Raw genomic sequence first — 16,225 nt, forward strand, 5'->3', positions numbered from 1 at the left:
CAATTGCTATTAATTAGTGGCTGCAGCCGGAATAGGATCTGCATAATTAGCCAACCCATAATTTTGTGTTAAACACAATTCAGGGTTTTTGATATGCCATTCGAATTCATCTCTGAAATGACGAATAGCCGCAGCAACAGGCCAAGCTGCCGCATCTCCAAGCGGACAAATGGTATTTCCTTCAATTTTTCTCTGGATATCCCAAAGCAAATCGATGTCTTCCATTTTTCCTTCTCCTTTCTCAATTTTTTTCAAAATTTTGTACATCCATCCCGTTCCTTCACGACAAGGAGTACATTGTCCGCAACTTTCGTGATTATAAAATCTCGCCAAAGTCATGGTATGTTCTACGACGCACTGATCTTCATCCAAAACAATAAATCCTCCTGAACCCATCATTGTTCCGGTAGCAAAACCACCGTCAGCAAGAGATTCATAATTCATATATCTTGGTTCACCGTTTACCGTTTTCAATAATAAATTTGCCGGCACAATAGGAACCGAACTTCCTCCAGGAATACAAGCTTTCAGCTTTTTACCATTTGGGATCCCACCACAATATTCATCAGAATAAATAAATTCTTCAACCGTGATGGTCATATCGATTTCATAAACTCCTGGCTTATTGATGTTCCCACAAGCAGAAATTAATTTTGTACCAGTTGATCTTCCAACACCAATTTTAGCATATTCTGCACCGGTAATATCGATAATCGGAACGATTGCTGCGATAGATTCAACGTTATTTACAACCGTTGGTCTTTCCCAAAGTCCTTTTACAGCAGGGAAAGGCGGTTTTAATCTTGGGTTTCCTCTTTTTCCTTCAAGAGATTCAAGTAAAGCAGTTTCTTCGCCACAGATATAAGCTCCGCCACCTCTTTGAACATAAATTTCACAATCGAAACCTGATCCTAAGATGTTTTTACCTAAAAATCCTGCAGCTTTAGCTTCTTCAATCGCTTCTTCCAAAATATCCGGAATCCAAGAATATTCTCCACGGATGTAGATATAAGAAACGTTTGAACCTAAAACGAAAGATGAAATCAACATTCCCTCAATCAAAAGATGAGGAAGAAATTCCATCAGATATCTGTCTTTGAAAGTTCCCGGTTCAGATTCATCTGCATTCACTACCAAGTGTCTTGGTACACCTTCCGGTTTTGCCAGAAAGCTCCACTTCATTCCCGTCGGGAAACCTGCACCACCACGACCACGAAGACCTGAAACCTTTACTTCTTCAAGAATTTCTTCGGGAGTCATTTTAAAGGCTTTTTCTGCTGCTCCGTAACCTCCTTGTTTGCGATAAGTTTCGAAGTAACGTATTCCTTCTACGTGTGCGTCTTTAAGTAAAAGTTTTTTACTCATTTTTATTTGCTTATTGCAATTAGCTTTTGGCTTTTTGCATTAATTATTATTAAACGTTAAGTGAATAATTTAAAATCTAAAATGTAGAATCTAAAATTATATTAGTCTAAAGCAACTTGTCCTTCTCTGCAAAGCTCAAGGATTTCGTCTACTTTTTCTATCGTTAAATTTTCGTGATAAAATTTTCCTAACTGCAGCATTGGTGCGTATCCGCAAGCTCCAAGACATTCAGCAGGTTTTAGAGTAAACATACCATCTTCGGTAGTCTGCCCGTCTTTTATATTTAATTTTGTTCTGATATGATCCAGAATTTTTTCGCTTCCACGAACCATACAAGGTCCGGTTCTACAAACTTCCAAAACATATTTACCCACCGGTTTCATATTAAACATCGTATAAAAAGTAGCTACTTCGTATACTTCAATTGGTTTAATACTCAATAATTCAGCAACATAATCCATCACAGGAACGTCTAACCATCCTCCAAATTCTTTCTGCGCTAAATGTAAAACAGGAAGAAGGGCAGACTTTTGTCTTCCTTCAGGATATCTTGCGATAATTTTATGTACCTGTTCTAAACTTTCCGGTTTAAAAGCTATTGTTTCGCTCATTTTATTATGTAGATTAAAGAACAAAGAACCAAGAAAAAAGACTTTTTGATTCGTATTCTAAATTCAATTTTATTTAATTTGAAGAAAGTCTTTCGTCTTTCTTCTTTTATCTTTTTGTCTAATATATTATGCGTCTAATTCTCCCGCAATTACATTCATACTACACATCGTAACGATGGCATCTGAAATTACAGAACCTGTGATCATCTCAGGATATGCTTGGTAGTAGATAAAACATGGTCTTCTGAAGTGAAGTCTGTAAGGGCTTCTTCCGCCATCACTTACCAAATAGAAACCTAATTCACCGTTTCCGCCTTCTACAGCGTGATAAACTTCTCCTTTAGGAACATCTGTTTCGCCCATTACAATTTTGAAATGGTAAATCAATGCTTCCATTTTTTTGTAAACATCAGCTTTTTCAGGAAGATAGAATTCTGGAACATCTGCATGGAAAGGTCCTTCCGGCAAATTGTCATAAGCTTGGTTGATAATTTTAAGAGATTCCCAAACCTCCTGCTGACGAACCATGAAACGGTCATACGTATCACCTGAAGTTCCCACAGGAATGATAAAATCGAAATCTTCATAAGAAGAATAAGGCTCTGCAACTCTTAAATCATAATCTACACCTGTTGCACGTAAATTCGGACCTGTAAAACCATAGCTTAAAGCTCTTTCTGCTGAAATTGCTCCTGCACCAATCGTTCTGTCCATAAATATTCTGTTTCTCTCCAACAGATTACAGAATTCCTGGAATCTAGCAGGGAAAGTTTTTAAGAAATCTTTCAGCAACTCATGGAATTTTGGAGTGAAATCTCTTTCAAAACCTCCAATTCTTCCCATATTGGTTGTCATTCTTGCTCCACAAATCTGCTCGTACATATCGTAAATACGCTCTCTTTCGATGAACATATAGGTAAGACCTGTAATTGCACCTGCATCCATACCGGTTACCCCGTTACAAATCAAGTGATCACCAATTCTTGCCAATTCCATTAAGATTACACGCATATAATCTACACGTTTAGGAACTTTTACACCAATCAGTTTTTCTACTGTCATGTGCCATCCTATATTGTTGATAGGAGCAGAACAATAGTTCATACGGTCAGTAAGCGTAGTAATTTGAGCATAATTTCTTCTCTCAGAAATCTTTTCAAAAGCTCTGTGGATATAACCAACGGTTTGCTCTGCATGCAGAATTCTTTCACCGTCCATTGTAAGAACGTTTTGGAAGATTCCGTGCGTTGCAGGGTGAGTAGGTCCCAAATTCAGGGTGTATAATTGCCCGTCGATTTGTTCGTTACTGTTGTGCTGGTTAAGTATATTAGATAATGAGTTGTCTTTCATAATAATTGCTTTTAGCTATTTGCTTCTGGCTATTGGCTAAATGCCATTCGCCATAAGCTATACTATCTACCAAACATGCTGTCGTTCTTATCTGTTCTGGTACCATCTTCCAAACGGTATTCTTTCAGCATTGGGTGATAACCAAGATCTTCCATGTTCAGGATTGGCCTTAAATCAGGATGTCCTTTAAATTTAATACCGTAGAAATCAAAAGTTTCTCTTTCCATCCAGTTGGCTCCAGCATAAAGTTCTGTCAAAGAATCTACTTCAATATTTTCTCTCGACATGAAAGCTTTTATACGGATTCTGAAATTCGTCATCATATTTTGTAAATGATAGATAACGCCGATTTCCTTATCCGGGAATTCTGGGTAATGGATTCCACAAACATCAGTAAGGAAATTAATTTCCAATGATGAATCTTTAAGATAATGAATTACTTTTTTGATGTCCTCTTTTTTAATCTCAATAGTCAGCATTCCATAAGGCTCTGAGCTTGAAATTACAGATTCCGGAAACTCTCTCGTTATCGCTTCTAATACAAATTCGTTCGTCATTTCCGTATCAATTAATTGCTAATATTATAAGAATCAAGCAATGCTTGGTATTCCGGCATATCTCTTCTTCTGATGCTTTCGCTTTCTGCTAAAGCCTGAACCTGCATTACACCTTCAATAATCTGCTCTGGTCTTGGAGGGCAACCAGGAACGTAAACGTCTACCGGAATGATTTTATCGATTCCCTGCAAAACTGAGTACGTATCAAAAATACCTCCACTTGAAGCACAAGCTCCAACAGCAACCACCCATTTCGGTTCTGCCATTTGGGTGTATACTTCTTTTAGAACAGGACCTAATTTTTTTGAAATAGTTCCACAAACCATCAACATATCTGCCTGTCTTGGTGAGAAAGAGTTTCTTTCCATACCAAATCTGGATGCATCATACGTTGGGTTAAGAGTAGCCATGAACTCGATACCGCAACAAGAAGTAGCAAAAGGTAAAGGCCAAAGTGAAAACTTTCTAGCCATACCGATGACACTACTCAGTTTCGTTGCAAAAAATCCTTCTCCTTCAAATCCTTCCGGAGCCGGTGCATCTGTTCTTATAATTGGTTTTTGATCTGACATTTTGTTGATTTTAAGATTTTAATTTAGATTCTAAATCGTTGCTAATGTTAACTTTGATTTAATTGACGTGATCTAAACTTCTTATTTAAAATTATAATTGAATTTATTTATCCCAGTCTAGCGCACCACGTTTCCAAACATAGAAAAATGCAAGGAAGAAGATGGCAACGAATGTCAGCACTGCAAAGAACCCTTCAAGACCAAATTCTCTGAAGTTTACAGCGTACGGATAAAAAAATACGATTTCGATATCGAATAATACAAACAATATTGCAGTTAAGAAATACTTGATCGAAAATGGTGTTCTTGCGTTTCCTTCAACAGGCACACCGCATTCCCAACTTTGATTTTTCACAGAATTTCCTTTTTTCTGCTTTGGTCCCAGGAAATGAGCTCCAAGCAAAGAAATGGCTACAAAACCTATTGCAACACCAGCTTGTATAAGGATCGGAATATAACTTTCAGGTAAATTCATTTTTACATTATTATCTCAAGTTGCAAATTTAGGCAATAAACAATAAAGCATGAAATTAATCAACTTAAAAGTCTGATGAAAATAGAGAAAACCGATAATTTAGAATCAATAAAAATAGTGTTATTTCTTTATTTTTTTAAGGACAGTAAGCGCCATAAATGAAATATAGCCAAAAAGTATACTTGCATAAACAATATTTACAAGCGTATTCATTCTGTCGTCAGCTAAAGCAAAGAAGATATTATACACAGCGAAACCTGCAATAAGAATAGCGAAAATGATAAGGTGTGGCTTCATATTATCATATTAGAATTTTAAAGAATACGTTCTTCTTCTTTTATGATTTACAGGATTGTAATCCTGCCAAAGAACCTGCACACTTTTGTTTTCTTCCAATTCAGGATTGGTTTCCGCAAAATCGATCCCCATATTGTTGAATCGTACGAAGATTTCTTTGAAAATAATAGCCGTTACACCACGTCTTTGATATTCGGGATGAATTCCGATCAGATAAAAATTGGCGCGGTCGTTTTTTTTCTGAGCCTGCAAAAAATGCCACCATCCGAAAGGAAAAAGTTTTCCTTTTGATTTTTGTAAAGCTTTGGAATAAGAAGGCATCGTAACTGCAAAAGAAACCAACTCATCATGCTCATCAACTACGCAGATTACGTAGTTTTTAGCAATCATCGGGAAGAATTTTTCTTTGTATGTCTTGATTTGTTCTTCAGAAATAGGAGTATAGGTAGAAAGATGTTTGTAAGTCTCGTCAAGCAGCTTAAACATTGGTTTTACGTAAGGTAAAATCTCCTCTTTGCTTTTAAAATCTAAAACTCTTAAATTATATTTTTCAGCAATCAGTGAACTGAATTTTTCTACTTTTGGAGGAAGTATTTTAGGAAAGTTCATTTCAAACTCTACCCATTCTTTTTCTTTTACAAGCCCAAGGTTTTCAATGTGTTTTGAGTAATATTCGTGATTGTAAATTCCAATCATTGTAGCGATTTTCTCAAATCCGAACGTAAGCATTCCTGCTTTGTCGAGATTGGTAAAACCCATTGGTCCCTCGATATTGTCGATCTGATGTTCTTTAGCATAATTAATAGCTGTGTCAATTAATGCTTTAGAAACTTCTGTATCATCAATAAAATCAATCCAGCCGAAACGGACCTTTTTTATACTAAGTTCTTTTTCTTCTTTACGATTGATGATTACTGCAATTCTGCCGACTATTTTACTGTCTTTCCATGCCAAAAACTGCTTTGCTTCAGAATATTGCAACGCAGGATTTTCCTGAGGATTCCATACATTAATTTCATCTTTTATAAATGAAGGCACGTAATATGGGTTGTTTTTGTATAAATTCATGGGGAATTTTACAAATTGCTTTAAATCTTCGGGAGTTTTTACTTCAATAATGGAAACTTTCGACATAGTTTTCAGGTAAATTCAACCACAAATATAATTAATAAAACCTAAAACTTTGGCACAATTTTTACATCAGTTACTAGAATTATTCTATATTAAATTTAAAATAAAATGACAGGTTATTATCTTATCATAGGAATTTCGATGCTGGTAAGCTGGCTGGTTTCCTCAAGATTAAAATCTAAGTTCGAATATTATTCAAATGTACATCTCAGAAACGGAATGTCTGGTAAAGAGGTTGCCGAAAAAATGCTGAGAGATAACAATATACATGATGTTCAGGTAATTTCGGTTCCAGGACAGTTAACCGACCATTATAATCCTGCAGATAAAACAGTGAATCTTTCTGAGGCAGTTTATATGCAGAGAAACGCAGCTGCTGCAGCTGTTGCAGCTCACGAATGTGGCCATGCAGTACAACATGCTGTAGGATATTCTATGTTACAACTGAGATCAAAACTGGTTCCTGTGGTGAGCATAAGCTCAAACTTAATGCAGTTTGTATTGATGGGAGGTATTATTGTTATGGCAATGAGTGGTAGCAAATTGGTATTATTGATCGGAGTAATTATGTTTGCACTTACTACATTGTTTGCTTTTGTGACACTTCCGGTAGAATATGACGCAAGTAACAGAGCAATGAAGTGGTTAAAAGATACAGGAACGGTAACTTCTGAAGAATTTGTTGGCGTAAAAGACAGCCTTACGTGGGCTGCACGAACTTATTTGGTGGCAGCACTTGGTTCTTTAGCACAACTTATATACTTTGCTTCTCTCTTAATGGGAGGTCGACGAGATTAGATTAGTCTTTAAATTCAAAACTTATACATAGCATCTCAGATAATTTCTGGGATGTTTTCTTTTTTAATACAAAGTCATTCAATTTTGATATTTTTGATTGTTATGAAAAATACAAACTGGAAGATTGAATCGGCGGGTCAGCAAGCAAATGTTTTAATGAGAATTATTGCGTTATTTTGGTTTGTTACGAAGGTTTGGAGCTATAAAGCCTGGATTGCAGATCGTTTCTATCCGGTGATTCCTGCCTTCGATTTCTTTAAATATATTCCAAGTTATTTTCATACTCTCCTGTTTGTCATCTCTTTACTTTTATTATTAATTATTTTATTTGCTAAAAAAAATCGAGGATTATTGATTTCTTTTTTCGTGATAGAATTATTCAGCTGTATGCTGGATACGGTAAGATGGCAACCTTGGGAATATATGTATTTATCTGTTTTTCTGGTTTTTATTATCAATTTTCACAGGCCAAAAAATACAATCGTATTAATGCACTTACTTTTAGTGTCAATGTATTTTTTTAGCGGACTTCATAAACTCAATCGAGGTTTTCTTTCTTCTGTCTGGATGAATACAATTCTTGAAGATTTTATTGGATTTTCTCGTGAAACAGTTTTAAAATATAAACTTTTTTTCGTCGGGCTTGTCATTCCTTTTTGCGAAATACTACTTGGAGGATTGCTTATTTTTTCTAAAAATAAAAAAAGAGTGAGCTATTTTTTAATTCTGATTCATCTAAGTATATTAATGATTTTAGGACCTTTTGGTTTGGGATACAATTCTATAGTTTGGTTCTGGAATCTGGCGATAATCTTCATTTTACTTATTACTTATCATAAACCTTTTGAGATCAATAATATCAAACCTTTTTTATTCAATCATTTCTATTGGTTGATTTTATGGTTTTTGATGCCGGTTTTAAGTTTTTTTGGAAGATGGTATCAATATTTTTCTTTCAATTTATATTCCGGAAAAGGGAAGCAAATGTACATTTGTGTTTCTTCAAAAGAGAAAATGCAACCTCAGTTTGGAAACATCATCAATTATAATGGTTCACAATCGATCAATCTTCAAAATTGGGCAATGAAAGAGATGAAATCAATGCCAATTCCTGAAATGGAAATTTATTTAAAAATAAGTGATGAAATAAAGAAAAGATATGGAAAGAATAATGTTAAAATAATAATGTATGATTCTGAAAATCAAAAAATAATAGAGCTATAGATTATTGTTCGATTATTTTACAGATCACATGTTGAATGTTACTTAATGCATCAATAATGTCATCTTTATGTTTAGTCTTTATTCTTGCTGAAATAATTGCAGTTTGCTGCGAATCAAAATTCAAAATCTTGGCATCAAATTTTGAAAGTAGGGTGAAAATTATATTCTGCTGATTGAATTGAAACTGAATTTCAATTTCAATTTCCAATTCTTTCGTAATAATATTGGCTTCTTCTAAGGTGATTTTCGCTGATTCTTTATAGGCTTTTACCAAACCTGAAACGCCTAGTTTTGTCCCACCATAATACCGAACGCTTATTACTAAAACATTGGTGATTTCGTGAGCTAAAAGTTGATTGTAAATTGGTAAACCTGCACTTCCGGACGGCTCTCCGTCATCATTTGCACGGTAATTTTCACCATTTAATCCCATTCTGAAAGCATAGCAATGATGAGTTGCCTTCGGATGTTCAGTCCTTATTTTATCTAAAGCGCTTTTGAGTTCAGTTTCATTATTAACCGGAAAAGCAAAACCTATGAATTTGCTTCCTTTTTCTTTAAGTAAGGTATTTTCTACAGGTTTTTCTATGGTTTTGTATTCGTGCAGCATTTGTCGGCTTCTTAATGAGAATTCTTATAAAATTCAATAATGTTGTCTCGAAAATCCCGGGTGTCGATGGGCGTTTTGTTAAATCTTGGAGCTTTCGTTCCGTTTTCTAAGACTAAATTTTTATTTTTAATAATAATCGTTTCATCCCATAAACCTGCATCAATAAACTGTTGTAACACCAAACTTCCGCCTTCCACGATGATGGATTGTATCTGAAGTTCGTGTAATGTTTTCAACATATTTGCAATGAAATTTTCTCTTGAGGTTTTGATGAATTTTATATTTCCCTCGTCGCCTTCTTTTACAGAATTGAAAACCAAAGTTTCAGCCTCATTGCTGTAAACATTAAAATCTTTCGGAACTTTTAGATCAATATCAATCAGAATTCTGATAGGGTTTCTGCCTACAATTTCTCTTGTGGTGAGACTCGGGTTGTCTCTTAAAGCAGTCATCGTTCCAATCAAAATAGAATGCTCGTTGCTTCTTAATTGATGTACAAACTGTTTGGTCAGTGCATTGCTGATTTGGGTAGGTTTAAAATCTTTGTCCATAAAACGGTCGCCAGATTCTGCCCATTTTAAGATGATAAAAGGTCTTCTTCTTTCGTGATACGTGAAAAATCTTTTATTCAGCTCAATGCATTCTTTTTCCAAAACCCCGGAAACAACCTCAATTCCTGCCTCCTGGATTATTTTCTTGCCTTTTCCGTTTACTTTATCGTGAGAGTCCATCGCGCCGATAACAACTTTTTTAAAACCCAGTTCAACAATTTTTAAAGCACAAGGCGGCGTTTTCCCGAAATGTGCACAAGGTTCCAAAGAAACATAAATAGTAGATTCAGGAATCAGGCTTTTGTCTGCAACCGAATTTACAGCGTTGATCTCCGCATGATTTTCACCTGCTTTATGATGATAACCTTCACCGATTATTTTATCGTTGTGAACAATCACACTTCCCACCAATGGATTTGGGTAAGTGTTTCCGATGGCTTTTTGAGCGAGCTCAATGCATCTTTTGATGTAAAATTCTTCTTGCATTTAGATAAAAAAAGCGAATACAAATTTCTTTGTTTCGCTCTATATTTTACTTTAATTTTAATTATTCTCCAGCGATAATACTGTGAAGATTCTGCTTTAAAGTCTCAAGATGAGCTTTTTTGTCATCAATCGTATTGTAAGTATCTCGTAAAAGTGGATTGTCTTTCGAAGGATTTTTGAAGAAAGAAAGATTATTTTCAAGTTTTACTATTTCTGCTTCAAGATCTGAAATCTGGTTCTTTATTTTTCTTGCTTTGTCTGTTAATTGGTTTTCAGATAAACCTTCTTCTTTTAATTCAAGCTCGTTGATTTTGTTAAGCTTAAGTTTTTCTCTTAGAGTTTTATTAAACTCCGAGTTAATCGCCATTTTATCTCTCGGGACTTTTCCAATATTATTCCAAGAAGTTTTAATTGCTTCTATTTTTTCGATGCTTCCTTCATCGTTTGAGATGGTTTTCAACTCTTCAAGAATATCTTTTTTAAGCTTATAGTTTTCTTTCCAGTTATCGGTAGAAGCGCTGCTTTTTTCTCTGTAATTATTAAAGAATGTATTGCATGCATCACGAAATTCGTCCCAGATTTTATTGGTCATGCTTTTTGGTACGTGACCTATTTTCTTCCAGTCTTCCTGAAGTTTTTTGAATAATGCCACAGCAAGATCCCAATCTTCAGAAAGCATATTGTCTTTTGCAGTCTGAATCAGCTTCATTTTCTCATCAAGATTCTGCTGTTGAGAACCTTTCAAAGACTTATAATAATTATTTTTTGTCGTGTTAAATCCTCTTAAGGTAGATTTGAAATCATTCCAATTGTTGTTGGATAATTTTCTAGGAACGCTGCCTGTTTTCAAAAACTCTGAACGTAATTCTTCAACTCTTTTGATGGAGTTTTGCCAATATGTATGATTAGGATTGTCTTTTGGCTCAGAAAGTTTCTTGATTTCAGCAATGATCTCATTTTTCTTCTCAAGATTGGCATTCTGCTCTGTTTCAATAGATGCAGAGAGTTCAGTCTTTCTCTCGTGAATTTTATTTGAAATTTCTTTGAATTCTTCCCATGTCTTTTCACGGAATTCTTCAGAAACCGGTTCTGCTTCTTCTTTCCAAAGCTTGTGAAGATATTGAAGTTCGTTTAAAGCTTTTTGTACAACCGGCTCATTTTCCAGCTCTTTTGCTCTCGCAATAATGTGCTGTCTTTTTTCTAAGTTGTGGCTGTATTCCTGCTCAAGAAATTCTTTATTTAGATCCAACATCTGATAAAACTGATTCAAATGATGGAAATAGTTGTTGTTTAAAATTTTAAATTCAGATTTTGCAACCTGACCAGAATTTGACCATTCTTCCTTGATCTCTCTGATTGATTTGAAAAGATTTACTCCGGGCTCAGAATTAGTATAAAGATTTTTAAGTCTTTCTATAATACTTTGGCGGTGATCTAGATTTTTTTTCTGTTCTTCTTCCTGATTTTTCTGGAAATTGTCATGTTTTTCTCTGAAAATATGAATCAACCCGGAAAGTTTAGATTGAGAAGGATGTTCGTAGCTGAAGTTTTCGATTGCATTTCCGGCATCGGTGTATTCATGCTTTTTATCTTCAATCTCGTCGTGAATCGAATGATTTGCTTTTTCTTTTAATGCATTAAATTCTCGGTATCGTTCACCTGCATTATTAGAATTGATGATTTTTTCCATTTCCTTCAGGGTATCCGCAAGAGACAGGTCAGCAAGAGAATCGTGTTGAGAAGCATCAGGATCTTCATCGTGATGGTTTTCTTCAGCATTCTGAGTGTTTTCAACTGTTTCCTGAAGTTCTGTAGAAGGTTTTTGTTCTTCGTTTTCAGAAAGATTATTTTCTGTTGTCATAGCAAATCTTTTATGAATAATGGCGTTAATTTCTTAAAGCGAGCTAATATAAGCCAATTAAGTTACTAATTTATGTTATTTTTTTTTAAACGACCAAATTTCCCAGGCTTTTTCTGCCTGTTGTTCCAGCATATAATATCCGTTAACTGTTTTGGCTCCGTTTTGTGATGCGTTTAAAATAAATTTGCTATACTCGGGATTGTAGATAAGATCAATCACCAGATGTTGATTTGTAAGAGCTTCAAAAGGAAAATCAAGGCAATCTTCAGTATTTGGGAAAGTTCCCACCGGAGTGCATTGGATGATCAATTTATTTTTTGAAACTATTTCTGAATCTAGGTTTTCAAAATTAATTTCTGATTTTCTCGAAATCGTCTGATACGGAATCTGATGTTTGTCTAAAACGTATTGCACTGCTTTTGCAGCACCACCATTTCCTAAAACCAATGCCGATTCATGATGTGCCTTTTTGTGTGCAACGAGCGTTTTCTCGAAACCGAAAGCGTCTGTATTGTAACCGGTTTTCTTTCCATTTTCAATTAAAACACAGTTTACAGCGCCCATTTTTTGAGCTTCATCGCTCAATGCATCCAGATAATCTATAACTTTTTCTTTATAAGGAATCGTTACATTAAAGCCCAAAAGATTAGGTTTTAAAAGGAGTTCCTCAATTTCATTGATTTCCTGTAAGTCGAAAATTTCGTATGAAAAATCGGTGAGTTTTTTCTTTTTAAATTTATCTTCAAAATATTTTTTTGAAAAAGAGTAGGAGATGTTTTTTCCGATCAGTCCTAATTTGTTGCTGGAATCCATACTTCAAAAATAAAAAAAAGACCGATAAAAATCGGTCTTTCGTAGTGAAAATATTTGTTGTCTTACTCTACAATGAATTTTGTAGTGTTGTGGTCTGTTTTCAAGATATAAACTCCTTTAGTTAATCCGTGAAGATCGATTTTATTTGAGTTTTTGAAAGGATTTGCAATGTTTTTAATCAATTTTCCTGAAAGATCATAGATGTCAGCTTTCAAAACTTTGTTCAGGTTTTCACCTTTTACAAATAGTTCATGGTTTTTAACCGGATTTGGATAAATACCGAAGGCTTTTTCTTTTGAATTTTCAACAGTTGATAAAGAAGCTGCGCAAGTCCAAGTAAGATCATCAATTGCTACTCTTGGTCCATTAGTGGCTGTAATCGGGTTTGTAATTTTAATAATAATATTCCCGCTCACATTGATATTGCTAATTGTAGTTGTTGTAACTGCATTAGCTGTCGCAGTGTAAGGAATTGTGCCTACCTGAACTCCATTGATTTCTAGATTTAAATTACCAGGCCCTGTTCCGTATTTCAGAGAAGTTTTAATTGTTAAGTCTTGCATTCCTCCCGATATAGTAGAGCTGGTTAAGTTACCGATTCTTAGCGTTATTGCTTTTCCATTAATGGTTTCATCTACTCTTGCATCTGTTGCTGTCCAGGTAATATTGTTATTTGTCCAGGTTCTTGTAGCATATCCGTTTCCTGTTCCCGTAATATTTTCGAAATCTTCAGTTCCACAAGTTCCTGTTCCGCCACCTGATCCCGCAAGTGTGGTTTCAGTAGCTGTATTGCTTTGTGTAGATGAATTTCCTGCCCCATCTTTAGCTATAACATGGAAGTTGTACGTTGTTGAAGAGGTTAAGCCCTGAACCGTTGTAGATGTTCCTGAAACTGTTGCTTTTAAAACATTATTAGCATAAACGTCGTATCCTATAACTCCTACATTGTCTGTAGATGCACTCCAGCTCAATGCGACAGTGCTTGAAGTAGGGTTGTTTGCTATTAAGTTTGTCGGAGTTGTCGGAGCTTGTGTATCTGTATTCGGTGTTCCCCAAACCAAATTCACATAATTAGGATTGTCAATGTAAGGATTTCTGTTTCCCTGATAAGTGTATGAAGCATTGTTTCTTCCTATTTCTGCCGGCGAAACAGGATCTAAATTGTGCCACGCCAAAAGCTGATTAAGTTCCCAGGTTTGTAATCCCGGATAAGTAGAATTACCAAGCATATTTCCTGAGCTGAACGTAGAAAGCTGGTTTTCATATCTTGTCACGAAATAAAATATCATTCTTGCTACATCACCTTTGAATTCATCGATTGGCTCGAAAACCGTTCCTCCATATCCTGCTGAAACAGAGTTGCCTAATTTTGATTGGTTTAAAGATGTGAATGTTGCTGTTCCTACTTTTCCAAAAGGATAATTTGAGCGCATTCCATTCACTTTTCCATCTGTTGCTCTGATAAAATGAATGTCATTTTTCATTGGAGAAGCCTCATTAAAAAGACTTTGTGGAACAATATGCTCTCTGTTGTAGCAGTCTCCTTCATTACCATAGCTTCCACATTGATTGGTACTATAAGTAAAATTATAAGGATCTGCAGCAGCTGGTCTTTCAGAATAAATATCTAAAATAGTACCATCATTTTCATAATAATAATCTCTGTCAGTAGTTTGATAACCAGTCCAAAGTCCACCATAACCGTGATCTTGATGTCCGTTTGTGATAATGTCTTTTAACTGTGTTTTGAGTGTGGCACCCGTTCCGGTGGCTGTACTGTAATAATTAGCAGGAGCCTGAGCTAGAGCACTGATCGCAATCAGACTCAGCAAGTAAGAGTATAAAATTCGTCTCATTTTTTCTAAATTGGGAGGCAAATTTACGAATAACTAGAAATTTAAAATATTAATTTTTAGTAATATAGTCTTTGCTGATTTTAGAAAAGAACCAAGAAATAGTGATGCCAAAGATTGAGGCAATAGCTGCAACGATTAAATAATTTTCACCTACAATTTTTACAGGAAAAGGTAAATCTTCTACTGCTTTAAATAATTCGGTGTAGATCTGGAAATAGCATAAAGCTGTGCCTAAAATAAGACCTGATATTACGCCTAAAATAACAATTAAAATCCCGGTGTAGAAATAGGTCATCCTAAGATGAGATAAAGGAAAACCTAAAGAAATAAGAGATTTTGCCTGTTGCTTTTTATCAAGTTGTAAAATAATAATTGCGCCTGCTAAATTAAATGTTGTAATGAAGATAACCAAAGCGAAAATTAGGTAAATAAACAGTTTTTCGGTATTAATCATTTTCCAGAAAGCTGCATTTTCTTCCTGTTTGGTTTTAATTTCGACGTCTTTTCCTAAAGCTTTAAGCAGGTTTTGTTTTACAGAATCTATATTTTCAGGATTTTTAAGCTTAATAACAATTTGATATGCTGAATTTTTTGGAAGATTTAATAATTCTTCAGCCAGTTCTACCGGCGCAATAATGTAATTGTTGAGCTGCTCGTTCCCGGGGAAAACACCACTAATGATAATTTCTTTTTTATTATAAATGTCTTCTTCCTTATTGATAATTCCTGTTCCGGGTTTAGGCATGAAAAGCGTTGAGAAATCGGTGTTTGAGTCTACAGGAATTCCTAATCTGTTCTGAAGCGAACGCTCCATGATTACTTCATTGCTGTATTCAAATGAAGGATAGCTTCCGTAAAAAATATTTTTATCAATCGGGTTTACCTTTGTATAAGCTGAATCTACCCCGCGAAGATAGGCAACATCGCCTTTTCCGTTGTAATTGATGTATGTTTTTTCTTCTATTACCCTCGAAAAGCTCGAAATATCTTTGTTGTTCTTTAAAACGGAATTTATTTTCTGTAGATTTTTAATGGTTTTTCCGGATGTGCTTTTTATCGTTAAGTCAGCATGAAGATTGGAAATTAAAGTTTTGTTGAAATCTTCAAGGCCCGAAAAAACAGAAATAATGACAAACATTGCAGCTACAGCAACACTCATCGCCACAGCGGCAAGCCAGGTAATAAACGTTACGGCAGTGCTTCCTTTTTTAGATAAAAGGTAGCGTGATGCAATGTAAAATGCAATGTTTTTCAATGTTTTTTATAAAACAGGGTTATCGCCTTCGCCTCGAAGCTCTCTTTCGATTTTCTCTACATCATCAAGTGTCGTATCAAGATAGAAGCTCAACTGTGGAATAATACGAACCTGTTTTGCCATTTTCTGACCGATAAAGTTTCTGTATTGTGCCTTGTTTTCTTCTATTTCTTTCATAATTGTAGAACGAAATTCCTGCGGGAAAATACTTAAATAGATTTTTGCAATTCCCAAGTCGGGTGTTACTTTAACGTCGGAAACGGAAACCAGAAAATTCTGTTTGCTTTCTGATGCCTGTTTACGGAAAAGTTCTGCGAAATCTTCCTGTATAATCTGTGCTACTTTTCTTTGTCTGTTGCTTTCCATAATTTATGCAAATTTAGTACTTTTGTTTGAATTGCTATTTGAAAATT

At 35.0% G+C, this 16,225-nt stretch carries 17 protein-coding genes; 2 read left to right on the forward strand and 15 right to left on the reverse strand.

Translation table 11 applies throughout. The features are described from left to right. Nucleotides 1-9: 9 nt before the first annotated feature. From nuoF to EG358_RS04425, 8 genes are all read right to left on the reverse strand, one after another. A complete protein-coding gene (gene nuoF / locus EG358_RS04395) occupies nt 10-1,365 on the reverse strand; it encodes an NADH-quinone oxidoreductase subunit NuoF (RefSeq protein ID WP_076557791.1) in 1,356 nt (451 codons plus the stop codon). Nucleotides 1,366-1,466: 101 nt separating this feature from the next. After that, nucleotides 1,467-1,976, reverse strand: a complete 510-nt coding sequence (locus tag EG358_RS04400; protein ID WP_076557793.1) for an NADH-quinone oxidoreductase subunit NuoE family protein — start codon at nt 1,974-1,976, stop codon at nt 1,467-1,469. A 126-nt stretch (nt 1,977-2,102) separates the two neighbouring features. Continuing rightward, complete coding sequence (locus tag EG358_RS04405) at nt 2,103-3,326, reverse strand: NADH-quinone oxidoreductase subunit D (protein WP_076557795.1); 1,224 nt, start codon at nt 3,324-3,326, stop codon at nt 2,103-2,105. 62 nt (nt 3,327-3,388) lie between these two features. Continuing rightward, entirely contained in the window at nt 3,389-3,883 is a 495-nt protein-coding gene (locus tag EG358_RS04410) for an NADH-quinone oxidoreductase subunit C (protein ID WP_076557796.1), read from the reverse strand. An 11-nt stretch (nt 3,884-3,894) separates the two neighbouring features. Next, on the reverse strand, nt 3,895-4,455 hold the full coding sequence (locus EG358_RS04415) for an NADH-quinone oxidoreductase subunit B (RefSeq protein ID WP_074231131.1): 561 nt from the start codon (nt 4,453-4,455) through the stop codon (nt 3,895-3,897). 103 nt (nt 4,456-4,558) lie between these two features. Further along, entirely contained in the window at nt 4,559-4,930 is a 372-nt protein-coding gene (locus EG358_RS04420) for an NADH-quinone oxidoreductase subunit A (protein ID WP_076557798.1), read from the reverse strand. A 120-nt stretch (nt 4,931-5,050) separates the two neighbouring features. Then, entirely contained in the window at nt 5,051-5,227 is a 177-nt protein-coding gene (locus EG358_RS19575; protein ID WP_164462477.1) for a hypothetical protein, read from the reverse strand. Between the two features lie 9 nt (nt 5,228-5,236). Beyond that, the gene (locus EG358_RS04425) at nt 5,237-6,361 is read right to left on the reverse strand and encodes a GTP cyclohydrolase (protein WP_076557806.1); all 1,125 of its coding nucleotides are present in this window, start codon (nt 6,359-6,361) and stop codon (nt 5,237-5,239) included. 105 nt (nt 6,362-6,466) lie between these two features. Here EG358_RS04425 and EG358_RS04430 point away from each other — a divergent pair, with 105 nt between their 5' ends. Together EG358_RS04430 and EG358_RS04435 are read left to right on the forward strand one after the other, a co-directional pair. After that, on the forward strand, nt 6,467-7,156 hold the full coding sequence (locus EG358_RS04430) for a zinc metallopeptidase (protein ID WP_076557808.1): 690 nt from the start codon (nt 6,467-6,469) through the stop codon (nt 7,154-7,156). Nucleotides 7,157-7,258: 102 nt separating this feature from the next. Beyond that, on the forward strand, nt 7,259-8,380 hold the full coding sequence (locus EG358_RS04435; protein WP_076557810.1) for a hypothetical protein: 1,122 nt from the start codon (nt 7,259-7,261) through the stop codon (nt 8,378-8,380). Between the two features lies 1 nt (nt 8,381). Here the strand turns inward: EG358_RS04435 and EG358_RS04440 are convergent, their stop codons facing one another. From EG358_RS04440 to rbfA, 7 genes are all read right to left on the reverse strand, one after another. Continuing rightward, nucleotides 8,382-8,990 (reverse strand): IMPACT family protein, encoded by a 609-nt coding sequence (locus tag EG358_RS04440; RefSeq protein WP_076557812.1) that lies wholly within the window; start codon nt 8,988-8,990, stop codon nt 8,382-8,384. A gap of 11 nt (nt 8,991-9,001) precedes the next feature. Beyond that, nucleotides 9,002-10,027 carry a bifunctional diaminohydroxyphosphoribosylaminopyrimidine deaminase/5-amino-6-(5-phosphoribosylamino)uracil reductase RibD gene (gene ribD / locus EG358_RS04445; RefSeq protein WP_076557813.1) on the reverse strand — a complete coding sequence of 342 codons (1,026 nt, stop codon included), beginning with the start codon at nt 10,025-10,027 and terminating at the stop codon, nt 9,002-9,004. A gap of 61 nt (nt 10,028-10,088) precedes the next feature. Beyond that, nucleotides 10,089-11,888, reverse strand: a complete 1,800-nt coding sequence (locus EG358_RS04450; protein WP_076557815.1) for a DUF349 domain-containing protein — start codon at nt 11,886-11,888, stop codon at nt 10,089-10,091. A 75-nt stretch (nt 11,889-11,963) separates the two neighbouring features. After that, entirely contained in the window at nt 11,964-12,701 is a 738-nt protein-coding gene (locus EG358_RS04455; RefSeq protein ID WP_076557817.1) for a shikimate dehydrogenase family protein, read from the reverse strand. A gap of 62 nt (nt 12,702-12,763) precedes the next feature. After that, a complete protein-coding gene (locus EG358_RS04460; protein WP_076557819.1) occupies nt 12,764-14,557 on the reverse strand; it encodes an endonuclease in 1,794 nt (597 codons plus the stop codon). A 49-nt stretch (nt 14,558-14,606) separates the two neighbouring features. Beyond that, on the reverse strand, nt 14,607-15,812 hold the full coding sequence (locus EG358_RS04465; protein ID WP_076557820.1) for an ABC transporter permease: 1,206 nt from the start codon (nt 15,810-15,812) through the stop codon (nt 14,607-14,609). Nucleotides 15,813-15,818: 6 nt separating this feature from the next. Continuing rightward, nucleotides 15,819-16,178: a 30S ribosome-binding factor RbfA gene (gene rbfA / locus EG358_RS04470; RefSeq protein WP_076557822.1), complete on the reverse strand. Its 360-nt coding sequence runs from the start codon at nt 16,176-16,178 to the stop codon at nt 15,819-15,821. Nucleotides 16,179-16,225: the final 47 nt, after the last annotated feature.

The organism is Chryseobacterium indoltheticum (genome assembly GCF_003815915.1).
Classification (GTDB): Bacteria; Bacteroidota; Bacteroidia; order Flavobacteriales; family Weeksellaceae; genus Chryseobacterium; species Chryseobacterium indoltheticum.

Coding starts and splice junctions, on each gene's coding strand:
- nuoF (WP_076557791.1), bottom strand. CDS start 1,365: ATGAGTAAAAAACTTTTACTTAAAGACGCACACGTAGAAGGAATACGT.
- EG358_RS04400 (WP_076557793.1), bottom strand. CDS start 1,976: ATGAGCGAAACAATAGCTTTTAAACCGGAAAGTTTAGAACAGGTACAT.
- EG358_RS04405 (WP_076557795.1), bottom strand. CDS start 3,326: ATGAAAGACAACTCATTATCTAATATACTTAACCAGCACAACAGTAAC.
- EG358_RS04410 (WP_076557796.1), bottom strand. CDS start 3,883: ATGACGAACGAATTTGTATTAGAAGCGATAACGAGAGAGTTTCCGGAA.
- EG358_RS04415 (WP_074231131.1), bottom strand. CDS start 4,455: ATGTCAGATCAAAAACCAATTATAAGAACAGATGCACCGGCTCCGGAA.
- EG358_RS04420 (WP_076557798.1), bottom strand. CDS start 4,930: ATGAATTTACCTGAAAGTTATATTCCGATCCTTATACAAGCTGGTGTT.
- EG358_RS19575 (WP_164462477.1), bottom strand. CDS start 5,227: ATGAAGCCACACCTTATCATTTTCGCTATTCTTATTGCAGGTTTCGCT.
- EG358_RS04425 (WP_076557806.1), bottom strand. CDS start 6,361: ATGTCGAAAGTTTCCATTATTGAAGTAAAAACTCCCGAAGATTTAAAG.
- EG358_RS04430 (WP_076557808.1), top strand. CDS start 6,467: ATGACAGGTTATTATCTTATCATAGGAATTTCGATGCTGGTAAGCTGG.
- EG358_RS04435 (WP_076557810.1), top strand. CDS start 7,259: ATGAAAAATACAAACTGGAAGATTGAATCGGCGGGTCAGCAAGCAAAT.
- EG358_RS04440 (WP_076557812.1), bottom strand. CDS start 8,990: ATGCTGCACGAATACAAAACCATAGAAAAACCTGTAGAAAATACCTTA.
- ribD (WP_076557813.1), bottom strand. CDS start 10,027: ATGCAAGAAGAATTTTACATCAAAAGATGCATTGAGCTCGCTCAAAAA.
- EG358_RS04450 (WP_076557815.1), bottom strand. CDS start 11,888: ATGACAACAGAAAATAATCTTTCTGAAAACGAAGAACAAAAACCTTCT.
- EG358_RS04455 (WP_076557817.1), bottom strand. CDS start 12,701: ATGGATTCCAGCAACAAATTAGGACTGATCGGAAAAAACATCTCCTAC.
- EG358_RS04460 (WP_076557819.1), bottom strand. CDS start 14,557: ATGAGACGAATTTTATACTCTTACTTGCTGAGTCTGATTGCGATCAGT.
- rbfA (WP_076557822.1), bottom strand. CDS start 16,178: ATGGAAAGCAACAGACAAAGAAAAGTAGCACAGATTATACAGGAAGAT.